We start from the raw sequence: 23416 nt of genomic DNA, 5'->3' as shown, positions 1-23416 counted from the left end.
CAGTTTTCACGTCAACCCGCCGTAGCGTTGCCGACAGGTCGCAATTTCCTTAAAGTAGTGCTAATATCGCGACGCACCAAATCGTTTATTTTAAGGGAGTGCAATGGCCACCGATTACGATGCCCCGCGCAAGCGAGATGAGGAAAATCCTGAGGAATCCATCGAGGAGTTAAAGACTCAGCGAAAGAATTCCGAAGATGCTTCCGTTGATGAGGACGAGAATGAAGCTGCCGATTCCTTCGAGCTGCCTGGCGCGGATTTATCCAATGAGGAACTCTCAGTTCGGGTAGTTCCCAAACAGGACGACGAGTTCGTGTGTTCACAATGCTTTATTGTGCATCATGCGTCACAACTGGCTGGGGAGGAAAACGGTCAGCCGGTGTGCATGGATTGTGCGGGTGTAGCCTGATGGGACTGTTTTTTAAGCGACGTCAGAAAACTGCGAATGCTCGTGAGCTTCAAGACGATTCCACCAGTGCGGTAACCTCGGGGACACCCGATTCAGCTCCGGTATCGTCCGAGGCTGTGGAGACGAAAGACCAGCCCGCAGGTCCCCGGGACGTCAAACAACTTGCTGACCAGGACACCTCCCAGTACGCAGACTTCGGAGTGTTCTTGCTGCCTCAAATTCCCGGTCTGGCGGTGCATCCGGAATCTCCGCTGGATGAAAAAACTTTTGGTTCTCTGACCATGCAGATTGGTAAGGCAGCGGTAGAACTCCTGGCAGTTGCCGCGCCGAAATCAAAGCGCTTGTGGCCTGAACTGCGTGCGCAGGTGCGCGGAGAGACCACCGCTGCGGGCAACACTTGTGAAGAACGCGAAGGAAGCTTCGGTACCGAACTGTTCGTACAGTTAGTAGCACAAGACGCTCAGGGCAACCGGGGACGCGTACAGGTTCGCTATTGCGGAGTGGACGGTCCGAACTGGTTTGTGCGCTTGGTTTTTAACGGCATGGTGCAAGCTGATGACCCGGATTTGCAGGCGTTGGAGAAAGCTGTCCGTCAGGTCGTGGTGGTGCGCGGTTCCCGACCGATGAGTCCACGCTCGGTCATCCCCGTGGTTTTGCCTGACGATTTGGCACGTCAGTTGGCAGCTTTGCGCGAGCAGCAGCAAGCCTAATCGCGCGGCGAGCAGACGAGTTAACCATGTCACCACGTCAACAGATTACGCGTGTCGGCACCGTGCTTTCCACGTCTTTCCTGTCTCCCGCCGACGTACCGTCTTTCCGGATATGTCTGGAAACTGCCGGGGGATTCATTAACGTGCGCTGGCTGGGGCGGATGGAGGTTCCCGGAGTGACCTTGGGGCGCCGTCTGCAAGTGTGCGGCATTCCGTTACAAGGGTCGGACGGTGTAGAACTGATTAACCCTGACTATCACCTCTTGGGAGCAACGAATGAGTAAAGAAAACGACCAAGAAGCGATTATTGCCGGGCTCAATGACTTCAAAGATACCCTGGGGCGGAACATGGGGGGCAAGCTGGATGCGGAAGAATTCTCCCTTCGCCAAGCCGTAGGGGGGTGGCGCGGCATTATCGAGTCCATCGGACCGACGCTGGTTTTTGTGGTGGCGTTTGTGGCAGGCTGCGATGTCCTGAAAGCCGGTGCGATTTCGTTGGGCTTTGCTGTGGGCTTGATTATCGCGCGGCTTATTGGTCATTCCTCGATTATGCAAGCATTTGCAGGATTCTGGGTCGTCATCATCGGTGTGCTGTGGGCCATGTTCAGCGGCAAAGGCGAGAACTACTTCTTGCTGAGCCTGATTATTAATGCGGTTTATGCCACCGTGATTTTGGTGTCGATTTTGGTGCGTTTCCCCGTTATCGGTCTGTTAGTCGGATGGTTTCGTGCCCAGGGTTTGCGCTGGCGGACAAATCCGAGACTGAAGGCAGATAAACAGGCATATTACGCGGTGACAGTCATCTGGCTGGGAGTATTCACGCTCCGTCTAGCTGTGAAAACACCTCTCTACCTGGGAGGAAACGTGCCCTGGCTGGGAACCTTCCAGATTCTGTTGGGTGTGCCGCTATTCGCCGTGGCGCTCTACCTGAGTTGGCTCCTGCTGCGTCGCACTCACGGGAAGTTCCTCGACTCCGGTCTCGCTGGCGTCGGTTCCTCCGACACCGACGCTGCCCACACCCCCGACAGCGCTTGCTGAATCCGCGGCGTCCGTAACTGTCAGAAGCTTTCCGACCTGGGCAATCGCTTCTTCATTCTGCTCGGGGAACAGGAACAACAGCTGATCTGAAGCACGTAAACTCGCGACCAGGTGCGGAGCCAGCGCTGTTCCGTCTTGCATGACCGCAGTCAGCAAAACCCCCGTGGGCCACTCAATTTCGCCCGGGTTCCTGCCCAAAACTGGGGAATCAGCGGAAAGGACTATAGAAAATAATCCGTTGTGGGAGTTATTGAACCGGAATATCGGCACCAAAGTACCAACGCTCAAGGCCTCCTCGACCAGGGCAGTCATCATCCGGGGAGTAGAAATCGGCACGTCCACGCCCCAAGACTCATTGAACATCCACTCATTCTTGGGATTATTAATCCGACCCACCACCCGAGGTACCCCGAACTGGGTCTTGGCCAGAAGTGCAATAACCAGATTAGCCTGGTCGTTGCCGGTAGACGCAACGACCACATCGGCTTGCGCTGCCCCCGCCTGTTCCATGGTCTCGGGAGTGGATAAATCTCCCAGAATCCAGTTCGCCTCTGGAACTGAGGAAACTTTCATCGCCTCGGGGCTGGAGTCGGCAATTGTGACCTGATGCCCCCTGGCTAGCAGCTCCCTGGCGATGGAGCGACCGATTGAGCCCGCCCCGGCAATAACAATCAGCATGATTACTCCTTGAAATTCCTCGCCAAACGGGATGCCACCGCTTCACGTTGAGACTCGGCAACGAAATAAAACAACTCGTCGTTTTCCTGTAACACGGTCGAAGCCTCAACCATCAGCACTTTCGAAAAACGCAGGACATAAGCCGCTCGAATCCCCAGCTCAGCCTCTAAAGCGGAAATCTCGTGCCCGACCCAGCTGGGGCCCACGGGCACGCGGCACAGACTCAAATATCCGGTGTCCTCGGTATATACGACATCCGGGGGTAGCGGCAAGACTCGCGCCAGCAATAATGCGGTGGTGCGATCCACCGAACCGACAGTGGGGATACCCAACCGTTCATAGACTTCAGCGCGACGGGGGTCGGAAATTCGTGCCACCACTTTCTTTACATGATAAATTTCGCGAGCCATGCGTGCCGCCAGGATATTGGCATTGTCATCATCAGCCACCGCCGCGAAAGCGTAGGCGTCCTCGATGCCAGCCTGGAGCTGGGTGTTGCGGTCATACCCTTCACCAGTCAGCTTTTGCCCCTGAAAATTTTTGTACAGCCGGCGGAAAGATTCCGTGTTGTTGTCAATAATTGCCAGGGTGTGCCCCCGGTCCTCAATCGCTTTCGCCAGCGTGGTTCCGACGCGTCCACAGCCCATGATTACAAAATGCACTCTTAAAACATAACCTGAAAGGCTTAAAATCGGCGACATTTCAGGGGTTCGGGAGGTAAATTCTTTCCGGTTTGAATCCGAGCGGCTAAAGTTGAGACGTGTTGAAGAATCTGACTCCTCGAGAGGGCTGGCGGGAGAACTTTATCCAGCTGGCATTCTTTGCACCAAAATTTTGGTTCCCTGCCCTCATTGCGGCTTCGGTATTCCCCTCTTTGATTGCATATTCGGGACCGATTTTCTCCGCAGTAGCCCTGTGGATTGTAGCGTTTATGCTGATTGCTGGGTTGATAACAACGCTCGCCCACGGGTATTCCCTGGGGCAAACCCACCGTTTAGATTCCACAGCCGCCTTGGTGCAAGCCAACTTAGGTTCGTTTCTCGGTGCCCTCACCGCGGCGGCGTCATTGCTGGCGATGGTCGTTGCCGTAGCTGCGTTGGTCTCTACCGCTACCACGTTCATCGTGGTTTCCGTGGGGCTGCCCGAAAGTTATCGGGTGTGGATTTTAATTTCCGGTTTCGTCTTGCTGTTGCTGGCGCTGTTTCGTCCCGAACCTGTCCGCAAGGTGATTCCGTGGCTCACCCTGATTATATTCGTGGTTGGTTTTCTGCTGCTGGCATACGGTTTCTGGCATTACCTGCGCAATGGAGCCAAGCCCGGTTTGCTGGAGTTGCTCAGTTCCACCACGAAAGCCAAGAACGCCGTCGCCGATGCAAATCTGGAGTCTGGGTGGAGGGCTGCTGCTGTAGCCGCGCTGCTGCTGGTGCCCGTGACCCCCGCGGTGACTTTGTTCCGCAACGAGAATCGCCAGCCGCTTTCGGGGCTGATATTCCGGATTCTAGGTGGTTCAGCAGCAGCCATGTTTGCCGCTACGGTCTATCTGTCGTTTACGGTTGCCGGATTCCATTGGACCCGCTTGGATACGGTGATTCAAGGACCGGGCAACCTGGCTTTATTGCTGGGTGTTTTGCTGGACAAGCATGGGTGGTTGGTCATCCCGGTCATGTCTCTGTTCGCGGTGGGATGCTTGATAAGTGCTTACATCTATATCTCCAGCGCCTCCACTTTGCTCGCTGATTTGAGCAGACATGACCTGACGGTACATCAGGTTCCCGTGTCGTGGATGCGCCGAGGTCGTTCGGCTTCAATTTTGATATTCATGACGGTCACGTTCGGGGTAGCGCTGACGGTGCACAGCCGTATGGGAGTGGCGGCGCTGACCTGGGTGACCTTCGTGGCAATCTCTAGCTTCCTAGGTCAGGTCGCGCGGATGCGCATGTGGCGTTCTCGGTTCCACAGCGGGGTTACCTTCGCGCAGCGGCGTCAATCCAAGCGGTATTACCGGATTGCCATTATCAGCGTCATTATTAGCTTGATTATCCTGATTGTGGTTTCGGTGGCGTTTAACTCATTTTTTGAGTTCTATGTGCTGGCCACCTGGGTCGGACTGGGACTGCTCATTTACATACTCAACTTTTATTACCGAAGGGTGCAATACAAAATGTCGCAGCTCGAACACGCCGAAACCCCGGTGAAACATACTCTCGCCCTCGTGCTGGTGTCGCGTTTTAATGCGTCTGCCCTAAAAGCCATCCGTTACGCGTGGGCGGCGCATCACCCTAATGTCGAGGTAGTACACGTGCTTGAGCCAGATGAGGATGAAACGGCGGTGCGTCACCAGTGGCAGGAGTTAGGAATCACCGCTACGTTGACCCTGATTCCGAACGAGGGCGGTAACCGCCTGCAGTCGGTTCAGAAATATCTCAACGCGAAACTTGATATGGATCCGCTGACCTCTATCTCGGTATATTTGCCGAGATACGTGCCGAAATGTAAAGCTTTGGGATTGCTACACAATGCCGCTGAACGCACTTATGCTCGTCATTTGGTGCGACTGGCACGAGTGACAATCACCTGGGTCAGCTTATTGGGGGGAAAGGAATCTGATGCAAACTGAAATCATTACGCTGGGCGGACCGGCTCACGGTGGATATTGCGTGGGGCGTCTGGCTGCAGGCAAAGTCATCATGGTTCGAGGGGGACTTCCGGGAGAAACGGTAGAGGTAGAAGTTACTTCTGAGCGGTCCAAAGTTGCCTATGGGCGAGTCGTGCAGGTGAAAACAGCCAGTGCGGATCGGGTCCCACACATCTGGCCCGAGGGGGAGACCAAAGACTTGGGCGGGGTGGAACTGGGGCACGTTGCTTATCCCGCTCAGTTGCGTTGGAAGCGTGACGTGGTGCGCGACGCCATCCGGCGAAATGGCAGTTCGGAACTATTGGCGGAACTGGATCAGGCGCATCCCGGTTGGGAAGTGGAATCGTCTGGTTCTGAGCCGGGTCGTACCCGCGTGAGCTTTACGGTCTGCGAAGGCGGGGGGCTGGGCATGTATGAAGCTGCGGCTCACAATGTCCATACGGTGCGTTCTTTTCCGCTGCTGGTGCCTGAGTTGGTCGACTTGGATTTGTTCCGGCGGCATTGGGAGTTTACGCCGGGAACCCGTCTGCGCGTCATTGCTCCGTCAAGCTCCGCGCCGGTACTGTTTGTCGATGGACAGACTTTGAGCGTGGACGGAGAGCCGACAACCTCGCGGGTGCGGGAGACGGTCCACGTGGATGACCTGACTTTTACATACCGAATTTTTTCCGGGTCATTTTGGCAGACTGACCGGCGTGCCCCCGCAATCCTCGCGGCGGCACTTCGGGATGCTCTTGGTCAGATAGAGGGATTTGAAGCGTGGGAGCTCTATTCCGGTTCAGGGCTGTTTTCACTGTTCCTGGCTCAGGGGCTGGGCGCAAAAGGGCGTTTGACCACGGTGGAAGGTGACGGTCCGGCGACGAAATCCGCTGCCTACAATTTAGCGAAGGCTGGTTTTGACCAGGTAGAGGTACGGCGCGGTGATGTTTCCCCACAGTTGTTGCGTTCTTTGCCGATGGGAGAGATGGTTAGTCAGGGCACGTTGGTGGTGGCTGATCCGCCACGATTGGGTTTGGGTAAAGCGGTGGCACGAGCGATTTGTGCGCAGCATCCGGATTTGGTGGCGTTATTTTCCTGCGACCCGGTTAGCTGTGCGCGGGACCTGGAAACCATGCGTCAGTTGGGTTACCGGGTTAAGACTTGGCGAGTCTTCGATTTATTCCCCTACACCAGCCACGTGGAGACGGTAGCACTTTTGTCCAAACTCGATGTCGAAAAGCACATAAGTGTTGAAATTGAGCTGGATGAGATGGATTTGACAAGTGCGGGGAGTAAGGCAACATATAAACAAATTCAAAACTATGTTTTGGAAAAGTTTAGGTTTAAAGTATCTACTCGGTACATTGCACAAGTTAAGAAAAAGCATGGTTTAGAAGTTAGAGAACACTATAATATTCCAAAGAACGAGAAGCAGAAAGTTCCACAGTGTCCAATTCAAAAAGAAGAAGCTATTTTAGATGCGTTGAAGCATTTTAAGATGTTGTAATGTTATACTAAATATATGTTTAAGTTGAGGAAAAAATAATGAATACTAATGTATTGAATAAATTATCCTTTTACTGTTCTGAAAAAGAGAATCAATTTTTTGACAGAAAAAGCGCTAAAATTAAACCTTTAGACATTTTAAAGCATTTGGTTGCATTTTCCAATGCAGAGGGTGGGCAATTAGTTATAGGGATTGAAGACGATGGGACGATTACGGGCTTTAATTATGAAGGTGCTCATTCGATTGATGAGTATAGAAATATATTTATAACTGAATTAAAAGAAACTCCAATAAATCCCCAATTTAATATTTTAGATGTAAAAAATAATAAAGGTATTGATGATAAGATATTGGTCATATCTGTAGATGTTTCTACAGATAGAGTTATAAAATCTTATAATGGAAAAGTTTTCCTTCGACAAAATGATAGATCTATAGAATTAAATTTTGAGCAGATTCTTCAATTACAGTATGATAAAGGACAAAGGTATTTTGAGGATGAAGTTGTTCAATTATCAAGTATAGATGATATAGATGATGAACTAATAGATGATTATAAGAGAATTTTGAACATAGATGAACTTTCTAGCGAAGAAGTGTTGAAAGCTAGAAATTTAATGATTAATGGAAAACTGACTAATGCGGGGCTTTTGCTATTTGGGAAAAACCCTTCTAAATTTTTACCACAGGCAAGACTAAGAGTTATTAAATATAGTGGAATGTATCAAAGGGTTGGTACAGAAATAAATATCATTAAGGAAAAAACATTTGATAAAGCGATACCTAACATTATTAGAGAAGCAAGAGTATTTATTAATACGCAACTAAGAGATTTTCAATATTTAGATAAAGATGGAAAATTTAAAATAATGCCAGAATATCCAGAATTTGCATGGTTTGAGGGAATAGTCAATGCTTTGACTCACCGAAATTATGCAATCCGAGGGGAGCATATTAAGGTGTTAATATTTGACGATAGGCTAGAAATACTTAGTCCCGGGCTACTACCTAATATTGTAACCATAGAAAATATTCTAAATCAAAGATATTCAAGGAATCCAAGAATTGCAAGAACTCTATGTGAATTTGGATGGGTAAAAGAAATGAATGAAGGCGTTAAGAGAATATATTCTGAAATGGAAAAGCTGTTTCTAAAGGAGCCTAAATATGCAGAACCTAACAATAGTGTTTTATTAGTTTTAGAAAACAATATTTTAAATAGAAGTATTAGAACAATAGATAAAATTAAAGGCAAAATTTCTGAGGAGGTGTTTGATAAACTAAGTCAAGATGAAAAAACTATTATACATTTTATGTATAACAGTGGGGAAAAAATAACTACAAAAATGGCGACAGAACTTATTGAAAAAGGTTCAACATTTTGTAGGAAGTTACTTAAAAATCTTGCTGATAAAGATTTATTAGAGTGGCATGGTACTTCTCAAAACGATCGTACACAATACTATACTCTAAAATTCTAAGAAGAGTTGAGAAGAACGCAGAAGAGTTGAGAAGAACGCAGAAGAGTTGAGAAGAACGCAGAAGAGTTGAGAAGAACGCAGAAGAGTTGAGAAGAACGCAGAAGAGTTGAGAAGAACGCAGAAGAGTTGAGAAGAACGCAGAAGAGTTGAGAAGAACGCAGAAGAGTTGAGAAGAACGCAGAAGAGTTGAGAAGAACGCAGAAGAGTTGAGAAGAACGCAGAAGAGTTGAGAAGAACGCAGAAGAGTTGAGAAGAACGCAGAAGAGTTGAGAAGAACGCAGAAGAGTTGAGAAGAACGCAGAAGAGTTGAGAATATAGGTTTGGACAATGGTGAGCACGTTGAGAGCGTTGTGTTGATGTCAAGAGTCGAAGGGAAATAGTCGTGAAAGATTAAGTATCCGGCGGTTTTTGGGCAATCGGGCAAATTTGGCGTTGGGCAGGACGAACGCTTCTCGGAACTTATCCACGGGCAGATCAGGTCAAAAAGTGTGAGAGTTGAGTTGCCTTAATAGATGTCACTATGTTGAGTTGTCGAGTTAGATGTTGGGGTAGTTGTGGCTGTGAGATAGATGTCTAATTCGGATAATAGTTTTCGGCAGGAAAGACATGATGAAACTGTAGTATATGCAAATAGGAAGGTCTATGCGATAAATTCAGGTATTTTAGGAGAAAAGGAATATATGGATATTTGGGATACAATGTATGAAAAGGTGAAGGCACAATTTCATCCGGAGGAAGTTTCTCCATTCATTTACGCACATCATGTTGTATGTGCAATAGAAGCTGAAAACGGAGAAATTTTCAGGGGTTTCTGCATTGAGAGCTGCAGTGGTGTTCTTAATTTGTGCGCAGAACGCGTGGCCGCTCTTAATATGTATGTGAATAGTGGACAGACGAAGGTGAAGCGCCTGATCGCATTCCGCGACAAGGCACCTTATGGAGCGGGAAGCGGTATGCCTTGTGGAGCGTGTAGAGAATTCTTTTATCAATTGAATGAAGAAAATGAAAAAATGGAGATTATGGAGGACTTTGAACAGCGGAAGACTGTCACATTGAAGGAGCTCATGCCAAATTGGTGGGGCAAAGATAGATATGCTGAAGCAAAAGCAAAATGACCGTCCCGCTTGTATAGACAGATTAAGTCTCCCGCACTGCCATCCCGGTTTCAAGCCTTCGTCATGATCTTATGGATCGAGCAAGGAGAATGGCGAGAGTGAATACTGAGCACCATCTGTGGGTTGACATGACGGATGAGGAAATGCTCAGAAGCTGCGGACTCATACTTGAGAATCCGGAAACGAACAAGGAAGGTATCACACTTGCGGCAGTCTTACTCTTTGGTACGAATAGCCGTATCATGTCCGTGTTACCTCAGCATAAGACAGACGCTATTTTCAGAGTGTTCAATGTTGATCGTTATGATGTTCTGCATATTTGGGGCGTTAGCTTCTTTTATTCAAGGAGAAGTTGGAATAGGTATATCTGGCTTTGTTATCGGTTTCCTATTTAGTCCCTATGGGCTTCCGATGATAGGAGCGACTGTGATAGAGTTTATTGAATTGATAAATTATAAGATTAAGTCGGTGTAGACAAATTTGAATTTCTGGAGGAGAAAATGGTGGATGAATTAAGAAAAGAAATTGCAATTTAGCAGAAAAAAGGATTGCCATTTATCATGGCATCGGTGATTATATGGCTTCTGATAGTACTTGTGTCAGTTTTAGATATCAATATGGATATGAAAAATTTATTGGTATTTTGCTGTTCATGCCCATTATTACCGCTGGCTTGGCTCATTGGTAACCTTATAAAGGTGGATATCTTTTCAAAACAAAATCCACTTGGACAATTTGGCTTCATTTTCACCTTAAATCAAATGATTTATTTATTAATCGTTATGTGGGTGTTTAGTGCGGTTCCGGAAAAGATGATTATGGTATACGCTATTGTGTTTGGAGCACATTTATTTCCCTATTCATGGTTGTATCAATCAAAGGGATATACAGTTGCTGCAATTTCCATTCCGATGATTCCTTGATTTTAGGATGTGCATTAAACGGTACAACGGTTGCTGTTGTGGCATGTATTATTAAGATAGTATTTGCTTGTGTATTACATATGGAATTAAAGAAAATGGGAGATAACTACAACAAATCCCAGTTTGTAGAGCTTAGCAAGGATCAAGTTTCTATGAAATAAAAATCTAAATCTAAATACGTTATGTGTAAATAATTAAGGCGGTAGTAATACCGTCTTTTTTGATGCCTAAAAAGGTTTCAGAATTCAAGGCTAAAGTTTCAGAGTTCAAAGCTAAGGTTTCATTGTATCCAACACGTAATGAAACTATATACGAAAACTGTCAACGAGATTGATGAACTGAAAGGTAAGAAACAGCAGCTTCTTATAGAAAAAGCAGGTCAAGAAGATGCTAAAAGACGAATCAGAGAAATGGAAGATTTTCTGAAAAGCGAGCGACACGAGCTTAGTGAATATGACGAGAAGCTGGTAAGAAAGAGCATCATAAAAGTCAAAAGGCTGTAAGCGTCTGAAACGTTACACAATCCAACCTAGGGGGAACCCTCTCTAGGCTGTTTTTATGCTCAAAAACCAAGTTATCAAGCCAATCTTAAACCTTTTAACGATAGCTTTTCCTATCGTTAAAAAGTGCACCCACTATCAATAGTGTGCACTCAAAAAAGTGTAGCTATACTTGGGTTCTCTCAATCCATGTGGAGAGTTTATGCTTGCTATCGGCTCAGGTTAGGTAAATTGTCGGTGGCAGTTGAAAATGGTGCGTTTTTGGCTGTTGAATTTTGAGCAGTTTTATTTTACTGGGTTTGGTTGGTCGTGGTTGCGTAGTCGGTAGGATTTTCCGCTGGTTTGCAGGACTTGGGCGTGGTGGACTACGCGGTCGATTATTGCTGTGGCTATGGTTGTGGAGCCTAGGATTTCTCCCCATTGGCTGAATGGTAGGTTGGAAGTGATTATTAGCGAGCCTTGTTCGTAGCGGTCTGAGATGAGTTGGAAGAACAGGTTCGCGGCGTCCGCATCGATTGGGAGGTACCCGAACTCGTCAATGATGAGAAGGGGGTATTTTTTCAACCGTTTTAATGCTTGGGCTAGCTGTGCGTGGTTGTGCGCGGTTTGCAGGGTTTCTATCCAGCCTTGAGCGGTGTTGAACAAAACGTTAGTGTTTTGTTCTATCACTTTCATTCCCCGGCTTACAGCGAGATGGGTTTTCCCGGTCCCGGGCGGGCCTAGGAGGATAATGTTTTCCGCTTTAGCGATGTAGGCTCCTGAAGCATTGGGGAGTATCTCGTTCCTGATTTGGGGCTGGTAGTCAAAATCGAACTCTTCCATGGTTTTGCGGTACGGGAAATGGGCTCGTTGTAGCTTGTTCTGGATTCCTACGGCTTGACGTGCTGAGACCTCGGTCTCGAGTACGACCGCGAGGAATTCTTCCATGGACCAGCCCTGGTCTTTAGCCATGTCTATCATGTGTTGGAAGGTCTTGGCTATGCGAGGTGTTTTCAATGCGTGAGTGTAAAAAATGATGTCTTTAGTTACCTGGGTCATTGGTTATGCTCCTATCTTGAAAACCCGGTCGTATTCTTCTAACGTTGTCTGCGCAGTGAGGACAGGCTTGGGATTGTGTTCAATCAGCCGGAGTTTCTCCCTTAACTGGCGGGCTTTAGCCACATGGGCTGGGTCTTTGATGGTTATCCCAGAGCCCCACGCTCGCCGGTGTTTAGCAACCAGGCTTCCTTTGCAGGTAACGCTAACAGTGTTCAGGTCAGCCCTGACCTGGACGAGAGCGGCTATGCATTCCGGACTCACGGAATAATGGTTCCCGTCCAGGGAAACATAATAATCCCGTCCCAGCCGGACTTCTTTGAACCAGCCACACTGTGGTTTCACGGGTGGTAACGACGCGAAATGAGTCAGTTCCTCCTGATACATTTCAGCAGGTATAGCATGTAACGTGGCATGCGTACGACCGTTAGCTTTCACCATCCAATCATCGAGCTGAGCCTGTAAATCCTGCGGGGAAAGAAAATGCCGTCCTGGCATGAATGATGTTTCTGCGTACCTATTAAACCGCTCGATAGTCCCTTTGGATTCCGGGTCTCTGGGAGGGAGCTGTTTGAGCGTGGCTCCAAGTACTCCCATGAACCCGCTAACCCCTGCAGCGAGATGATTACCACGCCCGATACCAGACTCGTTATCCCAAATGAACCGGCGTGGTACACCACCAAAACGCTGCACCCCTTCCCACATACCCTGTAACAGGTCAGCAGTTGTACGTGTAGGAATCACCACGCATACCGTGTAACGTGAATACGCGCAAGCCATCACAAAAACCGGAACTAGACATTCCCGCCCGTCATCCAACGGCACTTTGTACGGAGGAAACCACAAATCACACTGGACAGCGTCCCCGATATCCCATTCCAGCCGGTCTGCCGGATCAATAGGTAAGAACTCAGGACGTATCAAAGCAACATGATAACGTAACAACCTCCCAGACCGCGGCCAGCCAATCCGTTCCGCGATAACCGTTGCCGGCATACGCGGTGTTTCCTGAAGCAACGAGCGGACCCTGGCCTCGTAAGCATCAAAACACGAACCCCTCCCAGAACGTTGATAACGCGGCAGCGAATCCGCCCCAACAGCACGCGCCACCGTGTTACGCGCCAACCCCAAATCCCTAGCAATCTGCGCTTTCGGAACACCCGACCGCGCCAAAGACCGAATAACTTCCCAATCATGCAACGAAATCACACTCCTAATCTGACAGAAGTGCTCAATTTTCAAATGCCAAAACTGCTCAAATTTCAGATGCCACTAACATAAATGTATGCAGCTTATCGAAACACCCCGCATGGTACTGCGGAAACCTGAACTATCTGATTTAGAACCCTTATTTCAAATCCATTCGGATCCAGCTACTAATCGCTATAACCCAGCCGGACCAGTGCGTGACCGTGAGACTTTTCAACAAGAATTGAAGACGTGGATTGAACACCATGAGAAGTACGGTTTTGGGTATTATGTCATTATCGATAAAAGCGATAGTGGTTACGTGGGTGTCTGTGGGCTTAAACACGTCTTTATTCAAGAGCAGCGCTATTTGAATCTCTATTACCGGATTACTCCAGAAAAAATGCGCCGCGGATATGTTAAGGAAGCCGCCAGAACGATTATTGATACTGTGCTTCAATCTGATGGGTCAGATAGGGCTGGCGAGGCGGAATGTCCTTCGCCGCAATCTCGTATAGTTGTTGCCTTGACCTTGAATACAAATCTACCTTCCATTCGTACCGCGATGTCACTCGGTCTGAAACATTATCCTGGATTAGATGATTATGCGGGTGATGGGAACGTCTATTATTTTAACTCTGAATATTTTGAACAAAAAGAATCTTAAATGACGGGAAACGGTTAATACCTGAGTTTCACGATTATAGTGCCCCAGTACGCTTCAATCCGCCTTATGTTATGCAATCGTGTAGAGGAAACCCGTCTTCCATAATGATAGGTGCGCGGGAAAATATTAATGGCATCGGCGACAGTGATACGAAAGCTGCTGAATAATTTGTCGGCTTCAGGTTTTATTTCAGGTTCTCTACGAAGGATAATATTTGCGGTTTTGGCCCTGAGTTCTTTGACTGGTACCCCTTCAGGGCTTTCTTTGAGCTGGTTTTTAGAGTCTCGAACCCGGACCCAGAACATTTGCGCAACAAGAGTTTTGCGTATTGGGCGCACTTCAGGAACGTGAAAACGTCTCGCCCCACCCTTGTGAAGTTGGTCGATGATTGCCCCAGAAGCTGTATGTGCCGGGCATAACACCAGATAGCAGGGGATTCGACATTTGATGTCTGGCAGTATTCAAAAAATGTATGCCAACCAGAATTGTGCGTGTTGTGAATTTGCCAAATAAAATATATCTTGATGTCGAGATAAATTTTGTGGCGTTGGCGCCACCTCAGAGGAGGTTATTAATGGCCAGTTTGAACAGCTTAAATGCTCGCAAGACATTGCAGGTGGGAGATAAATCCTACGAGATTTTCTCTCTCGATGCCGTGGAAGGCTTAAAACAACTTCCTTACGCCCTGCGCATTTTGGGTGAAAACCTGCTGCGTAACGAAGACGGAGCCAACATTACGGCAGACCAAATTAAGGCTTTGGCAGCATGGAATCCTGACGCGCAGCCCAGTACGGAAATTCAGTTCACCCCGGCTCGCGTGGTGATGCAAGACTTTACCGGCGTGCCCTGCGTAGTTGATTTGGCAACCATGCGCGAAGCCGTGAAAGAGCTGGGCGGAGATCCCAAGAAAATCAACCCGTTAGCTCCGGCGGAAATGGTCATCGACCATTCGGTCCAGATTGACTACTTCGGGCGCGTTGACGCGCTGAAACTCAACACGGACAAGGAATACGAACGTAACTCGGAACGTTACAAGTTCTTGCGCTGGGGACAGGGTGCCTTTAACAACTTCCGCGTAGTGCCTCCGGGGACCGGCATCATTCACCAGGTCAACATCGAGTACTTGGCGCGTTCCGTGTTCACCAAAGAACTGCCCGATGGCACGGTACAGGCTTATCCTGACACCTGTGTCGGTACTGATTCCCACACCACCATGGTCAACGGGTTGGGTGTGCTGGGCTGGGGAGTCGGCGGTATTGAAGCCGAAGCCGCTATGCTCGGGCAACCGGTGTCCATGCTGATTCCGCGCGTGGTCGGCTTTAAGCTCAGTGGCTCCATCCCAGCCTCCGCTACCGCTACGGACGTGGTGCTGACCATCACCCAGATGCTGCGCGAGCACGGCGTGGTCGGCAAGTTTGTGGAGTTCTATGGCGAGGGTGTCACGCAGGTGCCGCTGGCTAACCGCGCCACCATCGGCAATATGTCTCCCGAATTCGGCTCGACGGCAGCCATCTTCCCCATCGACCAGGTCACCGTGGATTACCTGCGCTTGACCGGACGTGACGAAGAACGCTGCGCTCTGGTGGAGGCTTACGCTAAGGAACAGGGTCTGTGGCACGATCCTAGCTTCGAGCCGAAGTATTCGGAGTACCTGGAACTCGATTTGTCCACCGTGGTGCCTTCCATTGCCGGTCCGAAGCGTCCGCAAGACCGCATTAAGTTGAGCGATGCCAAACGAACTTTCGAGCAGACCCTGGTGCCCACGTATGCTCCCGAAGCGCATAAACGCGTAGAACTAACCACCGCTGACGGCACCAAGACCGACCTGGATCATGGTCGCGTTGTCATAGCCTCCATTACATCTTGCACGAACACCTCCAACCCCTCGGTGATGATGGCTGCCGGTCTGCTGGCTCGCAACGCTCGTGCCAAAGGACTGAAGTCGAAGCCCTGGGTTAAAACTTCGGTGGCTCCCGGTTCCCAAGTCGTCACGGACTACTTTGATCAGTCAGGTCTGTGGAAACCATTGGATGAGCTGGGATTTAACTTGGTAGGTTACGGCTGTGCGACCTGCATTGGTAACTCTGGTCCTCTTTCTCCCGAAATCTCGAAGGTCATCAACGACAATGATTTGGCAGTTACAGCGGTGCTATCAGGTAACCGTAACTTCGAGGGACGTATCTCTCCTGACGTAAAGATGAACTACCTGGCTTCTCCGCCGCTGGTTGTGGCATACGCCCTGGCTGGCACCATGGACTTCGATTTTGCGACGGAGCCCCTGGGTCAGGATCAGCATGGCAACGACGTGTTCTTGCGTGACATTTGGCCCGACCCCACTGAGGTGCAACGGACTATCGACGAAACCATCAACCGTGATATGTACACGAAAGATTACGCAAACGTGTTTGCTGGTGACGAACGCTGGCAGTCCTTGCCGACTCCGGAAGGCAGCCGCTTTACCTGGGACGATGCCTCGACCTATGTGCGCAAGGCGCCTTTCTTTGACGGAATGAAGATGGAGCCCGAACCGGTTCGGGACATCCACGGGGCTCGGGTTTTGCTGAAACTGGGCGATTCCGTCACGACTGACCACATCTCTCCGGCTGGCGCCTTTAAGCCCGAAACTCCCGCTGGTCAGTACTTGACCAGCAATGGGGTGCAGCCCAAGGACTTCAACAGCTACGGTTCGCGTCGTGGCAACCATGAAGTCATGATGCGCGGCACGTTCGCGAACATCCGCATTAAGAACCAGCTGCTGGACGGGGTGGAGGGCGGTTTCACCCGCGACTTTACTAAGGATGGCGGTCCCCAGGCTTATGTGTATGACGCCTCGATGCACTACCAGGCTGAAGGAATTCCACTGGTCGTGTTGGGGGGCAAGGAATACGGTACGGGGTCCAGCCGTGACTGGGCTGCAAAAGGCACGCGCCTGCTGGGCGTGAAAGCCGTTATCGCGCAGTCCTTCGAGCGTATCCACCGCTCCAACCTGATTGGGATGGGAATTCTGCCGCTGCAGTTCCCGGAAGGAGAATCTGCGGACTCGCTGGGGCTGGACGGGACGGAAACCTTCGATATCAGCGGTGTAACTGTCCTGAACGAAGGAAAAACTCCAGAGACGGTGAAAGTCTGTGCCACTAAGGCAGATGGTTCCAAAGTTCAGTTCGACGCGGTGGTGCGTATCGACACCCCCGGAGAAGCTGACTATTACCGCAACGACGGCATTTTGCGTTACGTGCTGCGTAACTTAGTAAAGGCCTAAGTCGCCGCGGCACAATCGTCAACAGCTCCCCGAATTGCCTTTTGGTCGGTTCGGGGAGTTATTTTGACAAATTCATAGCAAAAACGTTGCCGTGCCACCGTTCCACACTGGAAAGGTATGAAAGGAAACACAGAAACCGGATAGAATGAAGCAGCATCTTTTTGAGGAGTTTCACGATTTTATGTCCCAACTTGAACCCGTACGTGCGCAAAATGCCGACTTGGTGTCCCTGCTCCTGTTGCCGACGATTTCTTCGCCACGCGATTTGCGGCACCTAAACCACCAGGAACTCAATCGTTTATCTGGGGAAATTCGTCAATTCCTGGTGGAATCAGTCGCCAAAACGGGGGGACACCTGGGACCGAATTTGGGCGTAGTCGAGCTGACCATAGCCTTGCACCGCGTGTTCGATGTCACTCGAGACACTTTCGTTTTTGACACGGGACACCAAACTTACGTTCACAAGCTTCTGACAGGGCGGCAAGATTTTTCTCGACTGCGTCAACGCGGAGGGCTATCAGGTTATCCTTCCCGGGCAGAATCCGAAACTGACGTGCTGGAAAACTCTCACGCCTCAGCCGCGCTGTCCTGGGCGGACGGGATTACCAAGGCAAACCGTCTGACCGGAAATCAAGGCTGGGTCGTGTCGGTCATCGGTGATGGGGCGATGACCGGCGGCATGGCTTGGGAAGCCCTGAACAACATTGCCGAACAAAACGAAGGTCGGCTGATTATTGTTTTGAACGACAACGGGCGTTCCTACGCTCCGACTATCGGCGGACTGGCACATCACCTCGATGCGCTGCGAGTTACCCCCCAGTATGACAAGGCTCTGAAATGGGGTAAACGAACTCTGAAAGGTGGCGGACCCGTAGGGAACCTGGTGTATTCCGGGCTGCACGCCGCGAAAGCCGGGTTGCGTGACATGGTTGCCTCCGCTGAGGGGGTCTTGTTTGACGAGCTGGGGATTACCTATACCGGTCCGATTGATGGACACGATATTGCCGCCCTAGAATTTAGCTTTACCAGGGCAAAAGCCGCCAATAAGCCCGTATTGGTGCATGTCATCACGCAAAAAGGGCGTGGCTACACCCCGGCGGAAGAAAACGACTCTGACCACTTCCACGCAATTGGACGGATTCACCCGGAGACAGGATTGCCCATCGAACCGAAGCGATTTGAATGGACACAGGTTTTTGCCGACGAAATCTGTAAGTTGGCACGTGAGAACGAAAAAATTGTCGCTTTGACCGCCGCCATGCTCCGCCCGGTGGGGCTGTGCCCAATGCAACGAGAGTTTCCGAACCGAGTTTTCGACGTGGGCATTGCCGAAGCAGACGCCCTCGCCACCGCTGCTGGTCTGGCTTACGGCGGGATGCATCCAGTTGTTGCGTTGTATTCCACGTTTTTAAATCGGGGCTATGACCAGTTGCTGATGGATATAGCTCTGCATCGGGCAGGGGTGACAATTGTGGAGGACCGTTCCGGTATAACGGGAAACGACGGTGCCAGCCACAACGGCATGTGGGACTTGGCTCTGGCGGGAACCGTGCCCGGTCTGCGTCTGGCTGCCCCGCGTGATGCTGTGACCTTGCGTGAAGAACTCCGGGAGGCTCTCCAGGTTGAGGACGGTCCCACCATCGTGCGCTATCCGAAAGGTTCGCTGCCTGAACCTTTACCTGCTTGGAAACGAGCTCATGGCTGTGACGTGCTGTGGGAATCTGCAGAGTTCGTGGGCCCCACTACCCAAACTCGTGAGCCGAATGACAGCTCAAGTCGCCCCCAGAACATTCTGATTGTGGCAACCGGAGCATTTGCCCACTTGGGGGTGGAAGTCGCCAAACAGCTCGATGCCTCCAACGATTTGGCAGTACGCGTAGTCGATCCGCGATGGCTGATTCCCGTGCCCGCAGATTTAGTGGCGGCAGCAGGCGCCTACGACTGGGTCGTAACTCTAGAGGATGGTCTGGTAGAAGGTGGCTTTGGTTCTCAACTGCGCAATGCTGCAGCGGCATTGGACATCTTTACTCCGGTGCTGTCCTACGGGATTCCGAGACAATTTCTGCATCACGCCACCCGCGATGAAATCCGAAAAGAACTGGGTCTAACCCCGCAGGCGCTAGTCGATTCTATTAATTCTCGGATTTGAGGGCTTGCACCAGCGAATCCAAAGTATTTTCAATTTGCCAGGGTCGTGCCTGGCTGGCCTGCAGCACCTCGAGGACTTGGGACTTTGTGGCGTCATCAGGCAGCATCCAAGCCAGCCGGCGGATAGTTTTCGGTTCCAACATGGCTTCGTGGTTGACGTCTAGCTGGGCTGCCACGCCTGCCACGGATTCACGCAAACGCCGCCACCGGTCGGCTTCTTGCGGATGATTATGTGTGAAAGAGCGCGAATCTGGAACGTCACCGGGAATGCGTGGGGCGCGCCGTGGGGGGAGCTCTTGAGGGGACAATTGGTAGGACCTTCGCAAAGCTGCAAACCAACGGTCAGCTCGTTTTCGTCCGATCCGGTCATGGCGAAAATCCTCCAAAGCCGCCATGTAACGTTTCCCTTTTGGCAGCCCTACCGCGAGGGCAATCATGGCAGCGTTCGTCAACACTTTGGTCGGCGCCAAATCTTCTTGCTGTGCCAGGTCATCACGGGAATACCACAGTTCCCGCAAGGCGGCGAGATTGCGTGGGGCGTGAACCTTTCCAGAACCGGGGACGTGGCGCCACGGATCAGGTTTAGGAGCGGGTGGCTGAAAGTCCAGCAGAAAGTCGAATTCTTGCTCTGCCCAATCGTCTTTGTCTGCGTCTTGCAGCTGTAACCACAAATGATTGCGCAGGTCAATGAGGTAATCTACGTCCAGTGCCGCATAGGTTTGCCAATCGGAGGGCAGGGGACGGGTGGACCAATCCGCGGCGGAATGTTCCTTTGCCAAGCTGATACCCAGTACCTGTTCCAGGACCGCTGCCAAACCAAATCCCTGAAAATTCAGCAGCTTCGCCGCCAGCTCGGTGTCGAACAGCAACTGTGGACGCATCCCCAGTTCCAACAGATACGGCAAGTCTTGAGTGGCGTCGTGCAAAATCCACTCCGCCTTGCCAATAGCCCGGCTCAACGGCTCCAAATCGGGAAAGGCTATAGGGTCGATGAGGAACGTCCCCGCCCCTTCGCGGCGCAGTTGCACCAGGTAAGCGCCTTGTGAATAGCGAAAAGAACCGGCTCGTTCGGTATCGAGAGCCACCGGACCCGTGGCATCGGCGATAAGTTCACAGACTCGCGCCAGGGCTGCGGAAGTATTCACAATCGGAGCCAAAGGCTCACGAGTACGGGTAACCAGTCGCGGGGTACTGGCTTGTGACATTGAGGTGGTGCTCGACATAACGGTTCTATGTTATATAACCTGTCGCGTTTACGCCCGTCTAGGCGCACCGTGTGAGTATTTCCGAGAATTCTATTTAGTGCATAAGAGCAGCGGGGAAGGTCTTAACGGCGCAGTTGCGTGACGTTTTCCTCGGGGGAGAGCCCGGTTGCCTGCAGCATTGTATCCAACCACGCCAGGAAATGGGCGCTCAAATCGGGGCTGCCTGGAGTCCAAGAAGCGCGAATCTCCAGAGTGGCAGAGGTGGCACGCAGTGCGAAGCCCTCAAAAGAACGGTTGATGGTGGTGGTGGCAGTGCCCACCAAGTGTCCGTAATCAGCGTCGCGACTCGCCAAACATTCCCGCAGCCACGACCAAGCGACTTCTCCCGCCAGGGGGTCTTCCCCTAAAGCTAGCTCCGTATCGGTCGCCACCAAAGCAATTACCCGAAACTCGCCGCCCCAACCTTCTTGGGTCTGCGGATCGTAGAGACACACAAACCTACCGGTAGCGGGAGCTTCCGCCTCCACATGCAGTGCGGTTTCCGCGCTTATTGCCACCGCGTAAGGGGCAATCTTTGTCGGGGCAGGAACCTCGTGAATGGAAACGCGGGGCGGCACCGACGCCTGTCGCAGTGACAAGAGAGCGAGCTTCCACGCCGGGGGTACCTGCGCCTGCGCCGCTGAACTCGCCTTGCTCACTCTCTCAGCGTAAGCGAGAGAACCGGAAAACCGACCGTACCACGCCCTACAGACCCGAAATACCTTCTGACCGAGAGACACCCGACCTAGAGTGTGCGCTCAGCCATAGGTGACGCTAAAACCATAATGGAACGTGAACGCACCGTAATGGTCTCAGGAGAACCCAACAGTTCTGCCCGCACGAAATCTGTCTCAATAGGCTCTGGCGAGGTCGTGTCAATCACCCGATACCACTGCAAATCGTGGGTCCATCGCGGCATGGTGAACTCCAAGTCCTTTTCAGAGGCATTGAACATCAGGATAAAATCATCATCCTGCACGCGCTCGCCACGCTTGCCCGGCTCGTCAATAGACGCGCCGTTCAGAGAAATCGTCAGGGCTTTGGCGTAAGCTGTGGTCCACTCTTCATCGGTCATATGCTCACCGTTCACACTGAACCACTCGATGTCGCCGCGGTCTGATTCTCCGCCACGTGCCGCATCTCCAGCTAGGAACCGGCGACGGCGAAACACCGGATGCTCGTTGCGCAGGTGAATCAGGGTGCGGGTAAAGTCAAACATTTTTTGGTCGCGCGCATCCTCATCCCAATGGATCCAGGTGATTTCGTTATCCTGGCAATACCCGTTGTTGTTGCCGCCCTGGGTACGCCCTAACTCGTCTCCGTGAGAAATCATGGGAACCCCTTGGGATAGCAGCAGGGTGGTGAGAAAGTTGAAGCGTTGGCGCCGGCGCAGCTCATTGATTGACTCGTCGCTGCTGGGACCTTCCTCCCCGTAATTCCACGATTTGTTGTTATTATCGCCGTCAACCCCGCCTTCGCCGTTGGCTTCGTTGTGTTTTTCGTTATAGGAAACCAAGTCCAGCAGGGTAAATCCGTCATGCGCAGTCACAAAGTTGATGGAGGCCACCGGCAGGCGCCCCGTGTGGGCATAGAGATCTGCCGAACCGCTGAACCGAGACGCGAACTCGCCCAGCTTTGCCGGCTCGCCACGCCAGTAATCTCGCACCGTGTCACGATATTTGCCGTTCCATTCCGACCACAGAATCGGGAATCCGCCCACGTTGTAGCCGCCTTCACCGACATCCCAAGGCTCGGCAATAAGCTTAACCTGGGAAATAATCGGGTCTTGGTGGATGATGTCAAAGAACGCCGAAAGTTTGTCGACCGAGCTGAGTTCCCGCGCTAGGGTCGATGCGAGGTCAAACCGGAACCCATCGACGTGCATTTCGGTAATCCAGTACCGCAGGGAATCCATAATCAGCTGCAGCACTGCGGGGGAGCGCATCAGCAGGGAGTTGCCGGTTCCAGTCGTGTCGAAGTAGTGTGCCCGGTCGCCTTCAACCAGGCGGTAGTACACTTCGTTGTCCAAGCCACGGAAAGACAGAGTCGGTCCCAGCTGGTTGCCTTCGGCAGTGTGGTTATAGACGACATCGAGGATGACTTCGATGCCTGCCGAATGCAGGTCTTTGACCATTTGCTTAAATTCTTCGACCTGGCGGTCGCCTTGACGATTTGAACAATAGGCGTTATGTGGAGCAAAGTAACCGATAGTGTTGTAACCCCAATAGTTTTTCAAGCCTTTTGCCTCTAGGGAAGGATCGGTAACGAATTGGTGCACGGGCATGAGTTCCACCGCGTTCACACCTAAATGTTTCAGATAGGCAACGGTGTTCGGATGCCCCATCCCCGCGTAAGTGCCCCGCAGAGGTTCGGGAATGGCAGGATTCAACATGGTCATACCCTTGACATGAGTTTCATAAATGACCAGGTCTGGGTAATCCAAACAGGGATGACGGTCATTGCCCCAATCAAAGAAGGGGTTGATGACGACGGAATGCATCGTGTGCGCGGCTGAGTCCGCCTCCGAATAACCGTCCGGTTCTCCGGCAGGATAAGCGAAAATCGACATGTCGCCGTCTAAGTCTCCGGCGATGGCTTTGGCATAAGGATCCAGCAACAATTTGCTCGGATTGAAGCGTTGCCCGTTAGCAGGGTTATAAGGACCGTAGACGCGATATCCGTAGTGTTGCCCAGGGCGGAGATTGGGGATGTAGCCGTGCCACACGTGACCATCAACTTCATCCAAAGTGAAACGTTCGGTTTCTCGTCCGTATTCGTCTACCAAACAGAGTTCCACTCTTTCAGCGTTAGCTGAATAAACTGCAAAATTTGTTCCGCTCCCGTAATAAGTTGCCCCCAGCGGATAAGGTTTTCCTGGCCACATTTCCATAACTTAAATA

20 protein-coding genes and 1 pseudogene are annotated in these 23416 nt (G+C 51.1%); 14 read left to right on the top strand and 7 right to left on the bottom strand.

Features of this window, described 5'->3' with window-relative positions:
* The first annotated feature begins 103 nt into the window (after positions 1-103).
* From HMPREF0573_RS08735 to HMPREF0573_RS08720, 4 genes and pseudogenes are all read left to right on the top strand, one after another.
* Positions 104-409, top strand: a complete 306-nt coding sequence (locus HMPREF0573_RS08735) for a DUF4193 domain-containing protein (RefSeq protein ID WP_004006715.1) — start codon at positions 104-106, stop codon at positions 407-409.
* Positions 409-1119, top strand: coding sequence for a DUF3710 domain-containing protein (locus HMPREF0573_RS08730; RefSeq protein WP_013189602.1), 711 nt, complete (start codon positions 409-411; stop codon positions 1117-1119). Before HMPREF0573_RS08735 ends, HMPREF0573_RS08730 begins: the two co-directional genes overlap by 1 nt.
* 26 nt (positions 1120-1145) lie before the next feature.
* A complete protein-coding gene (locus HMPREF0573_RS08725) occupies positions 1146-1403 on the top strand; it encodes a single stranded DNA-binding domain-containing protein (RefSeq protein WP_004006717.1) in 258 nt (85 codons plus the stop codon).
* Positions 1396-2013 (top strand): annotated as a pseudogene (locus tag HMPREF0573_RS08720) (DUF3159 domain-containing protein); the annotation flags it as partial. The gene HMPREF0573_RS08725 and the pseudogene HMPREF0573_RS08720, both read left to right, overlap by 8 nt.
* A gap of 12 nt (positions 2014-2025) precedes the next feature.
* On the opposite strand, the gene HMPREF0573_RS09675 reads toward HMPREF0573_RS08720, so the two are convergent.
* Together HMPREF0573_RS09675 and HMPREF0573_RS08715 are read right to left on the bottom strand one after the other, a co-directional pair.
* Positions 2026-2835 carry a potassium channel family protein gene (locus HMPREF0573_RS09675; RefSeq protein WP_004010612.1) on the bottom strand — a complete coding sequence of 270 codons (810 nt, stop codon included), beginning with the start codon at positions 2833-2835 and terminating at the stop codon, positions 2026-2028.
* A 2-nt stretch (positions 2836-2837) separates the two neighbouring features.
* Positions 2838-3497, bottom strand: coding sequence for a potassium channel family protein (locus HMPREF0573_RS08715; protein WP_041798081.1), 660 nt, complete (start codon positions 3495-3497; stop codon positions 2838-2840).
* A 98-nt stretch (positions 3498-3595) separates the two neighbouring features.
* On the opposite strand from HMPREF0573_RS08715, the gene HMPREF0573_RS08710 reads away from it, so the two are divergent.
* The 7 genes from HMPREF0573_RS08710 (at position 3596) to HMPREF0573_RS08680 (ending at position 10978) form a co-directional block, all read left to right on the top strand.
* The gene (locus tag HMPREF0573_RS08710) at positions 3596-5452 is read left to right on the top strand and encodes a hypothetical protein (protein WP_013189600.1); all 1857 of its coding nucleotides are present in this window, start codon (positions 3596-3598) and stop codon (positions 5450-5452) included.
* The gene (locus HMPREF0573_RS08705) at positions 5442-6956 is read left to right on the top strand and encodes a class I SAM-dependent RNA methyltransferase (protein WP_013189599.1); all 1515 of its coding nucleotides are present in this window, start codon (positions 5442-5444) and stop codon (positions 6954-6956) included. The genes HMPREF0573_RS08710 and HMPREF0573_RS08705 overlap by 11 nt, the downstream gene beginning before the upstream one ends.
* A gap of 38 nt (positions 6957-6994) precedes the next feature.
* Complete coding sequence (locus tag HMPREF0573_RS08700) at positions 6995-8437, top strand: ATP-binding protein (RefSeq protein ID WP_013189598.1); 1443 nt, start codon at positions 6995-6997, stop codon at positions 8435-8437.
* A 569-nt stretch (positions 8438-9006) separates the two neighbouring features.
* On the top strand, positions 9007-9552 hold the full coding sequence (locus tag HMPREF0573_RS08695) for a cytidine deaminase family protein (RefSeq protein ID WP_004006724.1): 546 nt from the start codon (positions 9007-9009) through the stop codon (positions 9550-9552).
* A gap of 135 nt (positions 9553-9687) precedes the next feature.
* Entirely contained in the window at positions 9688-10026 is a 339-nt protein-coding gene (locus HMPREF0573_RS10150) for a CD1845 family protein (RefSeq protein ID WP_338041981.1), read from the top strand.
* 86 nt (positions 10027-10112) lie between these two features.
* Positions 10113-10475: a DUF7010 family protein gene (locus HMPREF0573_RS09995; protein WP_013189596.1), complete on the top strand. Its 363-nt coding sequence runs from the start codon at positions 10113-10115 to the stop codon at positions 10473-10475.
* A gap of 299 nt (positions 10476-10774) precedes the next feature.
* Positions 10775-10978: a hypothetical protein gene (locus HMPREF0573_RS08680; RefSeq protein ID WP_004006728.1), complete on the top strand. Its 204-nt coding sequence runs from the start codon at positions 10775-10777 to the stop codon at positions 10976-10978.
* Positions 10979-11260: 282 nt separating this feature from the next.
* Here the strand turns inward: HMPREF0573_RS08680 and istB are convergent, their stop codons facing one another.
* Together istB and istA are read right to left on the bottom strand one after the other, a co-directional pair.
* The gene (gene istB, locus HMPREF0573_RS08675; protein ID WP_013189595.1) at positions 11261-12013 is read right to left on the bottom strand and encodes an IS21-like element helper ATPase IstB; all 753 of its coding nucleotides are present in this window, start codon (positions 12011-12013) and stop codon (positions 11261-11263) included.
* A 3-nt stretch (positions 12014-12016) separates the two neighbouring features.
* Positions 12017-13219 (bottom strand): IS21 family transposase, encoded by a 1203-nt coding sequence (gene istA, locus HMPREF0573_RS08670; protein WP_081458848.1) that lies wholly within the window; start codon positions 13217-13219, stop codon positions 12017-12019.
* A 76-nt stretch (positions 13220-13295) separates the two neighbouring features.
* On the opposite strand from istA, the gene HMPREF0573_RS08665 reads away from it, so the two are divergent.
* The 3 genes from HMPREF0573_RS08665 (at position 13296) to dxs (ending at position 19273) form a co-directional block, all read left to right on the top strand.
* On the top strand, positions 13296-13865 hold the full coding sequence (locus HMPREF0573_RS08665) for a GNAT family N-acetyltransferase (protein ID WP_013189593.1): 570 nt from the start codon (positions 13296-13298) through the stop codon (positions 13863-13865).
* Between the two features lie 574 nt (positions 13866-14439).
* Entirely contained in the window at positions 14440-17124 is a 2685-nt protein-coding gene (acnA, locus tag HMPREF0573_RS08660; RefSeq protein ID WP_041798075.1) for an aconitate hydratase AcnA, read from the top strand.
* 181 nt (positions 17125-17305) lie between these two features.
* A complete protein-coding gene (dxs, locus tag HMPREF0573_RS08655; protein ID WP_414018032.1) occupies positions 17306-19273 on the top strand; it encodes a 1-deoxy-D-xylulose-5-phosphate synthase in 1968 nt (655 codons plus the stop codon).
* Here the strand turns inward: dxs and HMPREF0573_RS08650 are convergent.
* From HMPREF0573_RS08650 to glgX, 3 genes are all read right to left on the bottom strand, one after another.
* A complete protein-coding gene (locus HMPREF0573_RS08650; protein WP_236589597.1) occupies positions 19257-20495 on the bottom strand; it encodes an HRDC domain-containing protein in 1239 nt (412 codons plus the stop codon). The genes dxs and HMPREF0573_RS08650 overlap by 17 nt on opposite strands.
* A gap of 104 nt (positions 20496-20599) precedes the next feature.
* Positions 20600-21175 carry a DUF3000 domain-containing protein gene (locus HMPREF0573_RS08645; RefSeq protein ID WP_004010623.1) on the bottom strand — a complete coding sequence of 192 codons (576 nt, stop codon included), beginning with the start codon at positions 21173-21175 and terminating at the stop codon, positions 20600-20602.
* An 86-nt stretch (positions 21176-21261) separates the two neighbouring features.
* A complete protein-coding gene (gene glgX / locus HMPREF0573_RS08640) occupies positions 21262-23406 on the bottom strand; it encodes a glycogen debranching protein GlgX (protein ID WP_004010624.1) in 2145 nt (714 codons plus the stop codon).
* Positions 23407-23416: the final 10 nt, after the last annotated feature.

The organism is Mobiluncus curtisii ATCC 43063 (assembly GCF_000196535.1).
Lineage (GTDB): Bacteria > Actinomycetota > Actinomycetes > Actinomycetales > Actinomycetaceae > Mobiluncus > Mobiluncus curtisii.
Note: the sequence above shows the minus strand (reverse complement) of the source record. Positions and strands in the feature narration are given on the sequence as shown.

Excerpts from the sequence above, each read along its gene's own strand:
- HMPREF0573_RS08735 (WP_004006715.1), top strand. The coding sequence starts at position 104 with ATGGCCACCGATTACGATGCCCCGCGCAAGCGAGATGAGGAAAATCCT.
- HMPREF0573_RS08730 (WP_013189602.1), top strand. The coding sequence starts at position 409 with ATGGGACTGTTTTTTAAGCGACGTCAGAAAACTGCGAATGCTCGTGAG.
- HMPREF0573_RS08725 (WP_004006717.1), top strand. The coding sequence starts at position 1,146 with ATGTCACCACGTCAACAGATTACGCGTGTCGGCACCGTGCTTTCCACG.
- HMPREF0573_RS09675 (WP_004010612.1), bottom strand. The coding sequence starts at position 2,835 with ATGCTGATTGTTATTGCCGGGGCGGGCTCAATCGGTCGCTCCATCGCC.
- HMPREF0573_RS08705 (WP_013189599.1), top strand. The coding sequence starts at position 5,442 with ATGCAAACTGAAATCATTACGCTGGGCGGACCGGCTCACGGTGGATAT.
- HMPREF0573_RS08700 (WP_013189598.1), top strand. The coding sequence starts at position 6,995 with ATGAATACTAATGTATTGAATAAATTATCCTTTTACTGTTCTGAAAAA.
- HMPREF0573_RS08695 (WP_004006724.1), top strand. The coding sequence starts at position 9,007 with ATGTCTAATTCGGATAATAGTTTTCGGCAGGAAAGACATGATGAAACT.
- HMPREF0573_RS10150 (WP_338041981.1), top strand. The coding sequence starts at position 9,688 with ATGAGGAAATGCTCAGAAGCTGCGGACTCATACTTGAGAATCCGGAAA.
- HMPREF0573_RS09995 (WP_013189596.1), top strand. The coding sequence starts at position 10,113 with ATGGCATCGGTGATTATATGGCTTCTGATAGTACTTGTGTCAGTTTTA.
- HMPREF0573_RS08680 (WP_004006728.1), top strand. The coding sequence starts at position 10,775 with ATGAAACTATATACGAAAACTGTCAACGAGATTGATGAACTGAAAGGT.
- istB (WP_013189595.1), bottom strand. The coding sequence starts at position 12,013 with ATGACCCAGGTAACTAAAGACATCATTTTTTACACTCACGCATTGAAA.
- HMPREF0573_RS08665 (WP_013189593.1), top strand. The coding sequence starts at position 13,296 with ATGCAGCTTATCGAAACACCCCGCATGGTACTGCGGAAACCTGAACTA.
- acnA (WP_041798075.1), top strand. The coding sequence starts at position 14,440 with ATGGCCAGTTTGAACAGCTTAAATGCTCGCAAGACATTGCAGGTGGGA.
- dxs (WP_414018032.1), top strand. The coding sequence starts at position 17,306 with ATGTCCCAACTTGAACCCGTACGTGCGCAAAATGCCGACTTGGTGTCC.
- HMPREF0573_RS08650 (WP_236589597.1), bottom strand. The coding sequence starts at position 20,495 with ATGTCGAGCACCACCTCAATGTCACAAGCCAGTACCCCGCGACTGGTT.
- glgX (WP_004010624.1), bottom strand. The coding sequence starts at position 23,406 with ATGGAAATGTGGCCAGGAAAACCTTATCCGCTGGGGGCAACTTATTAC.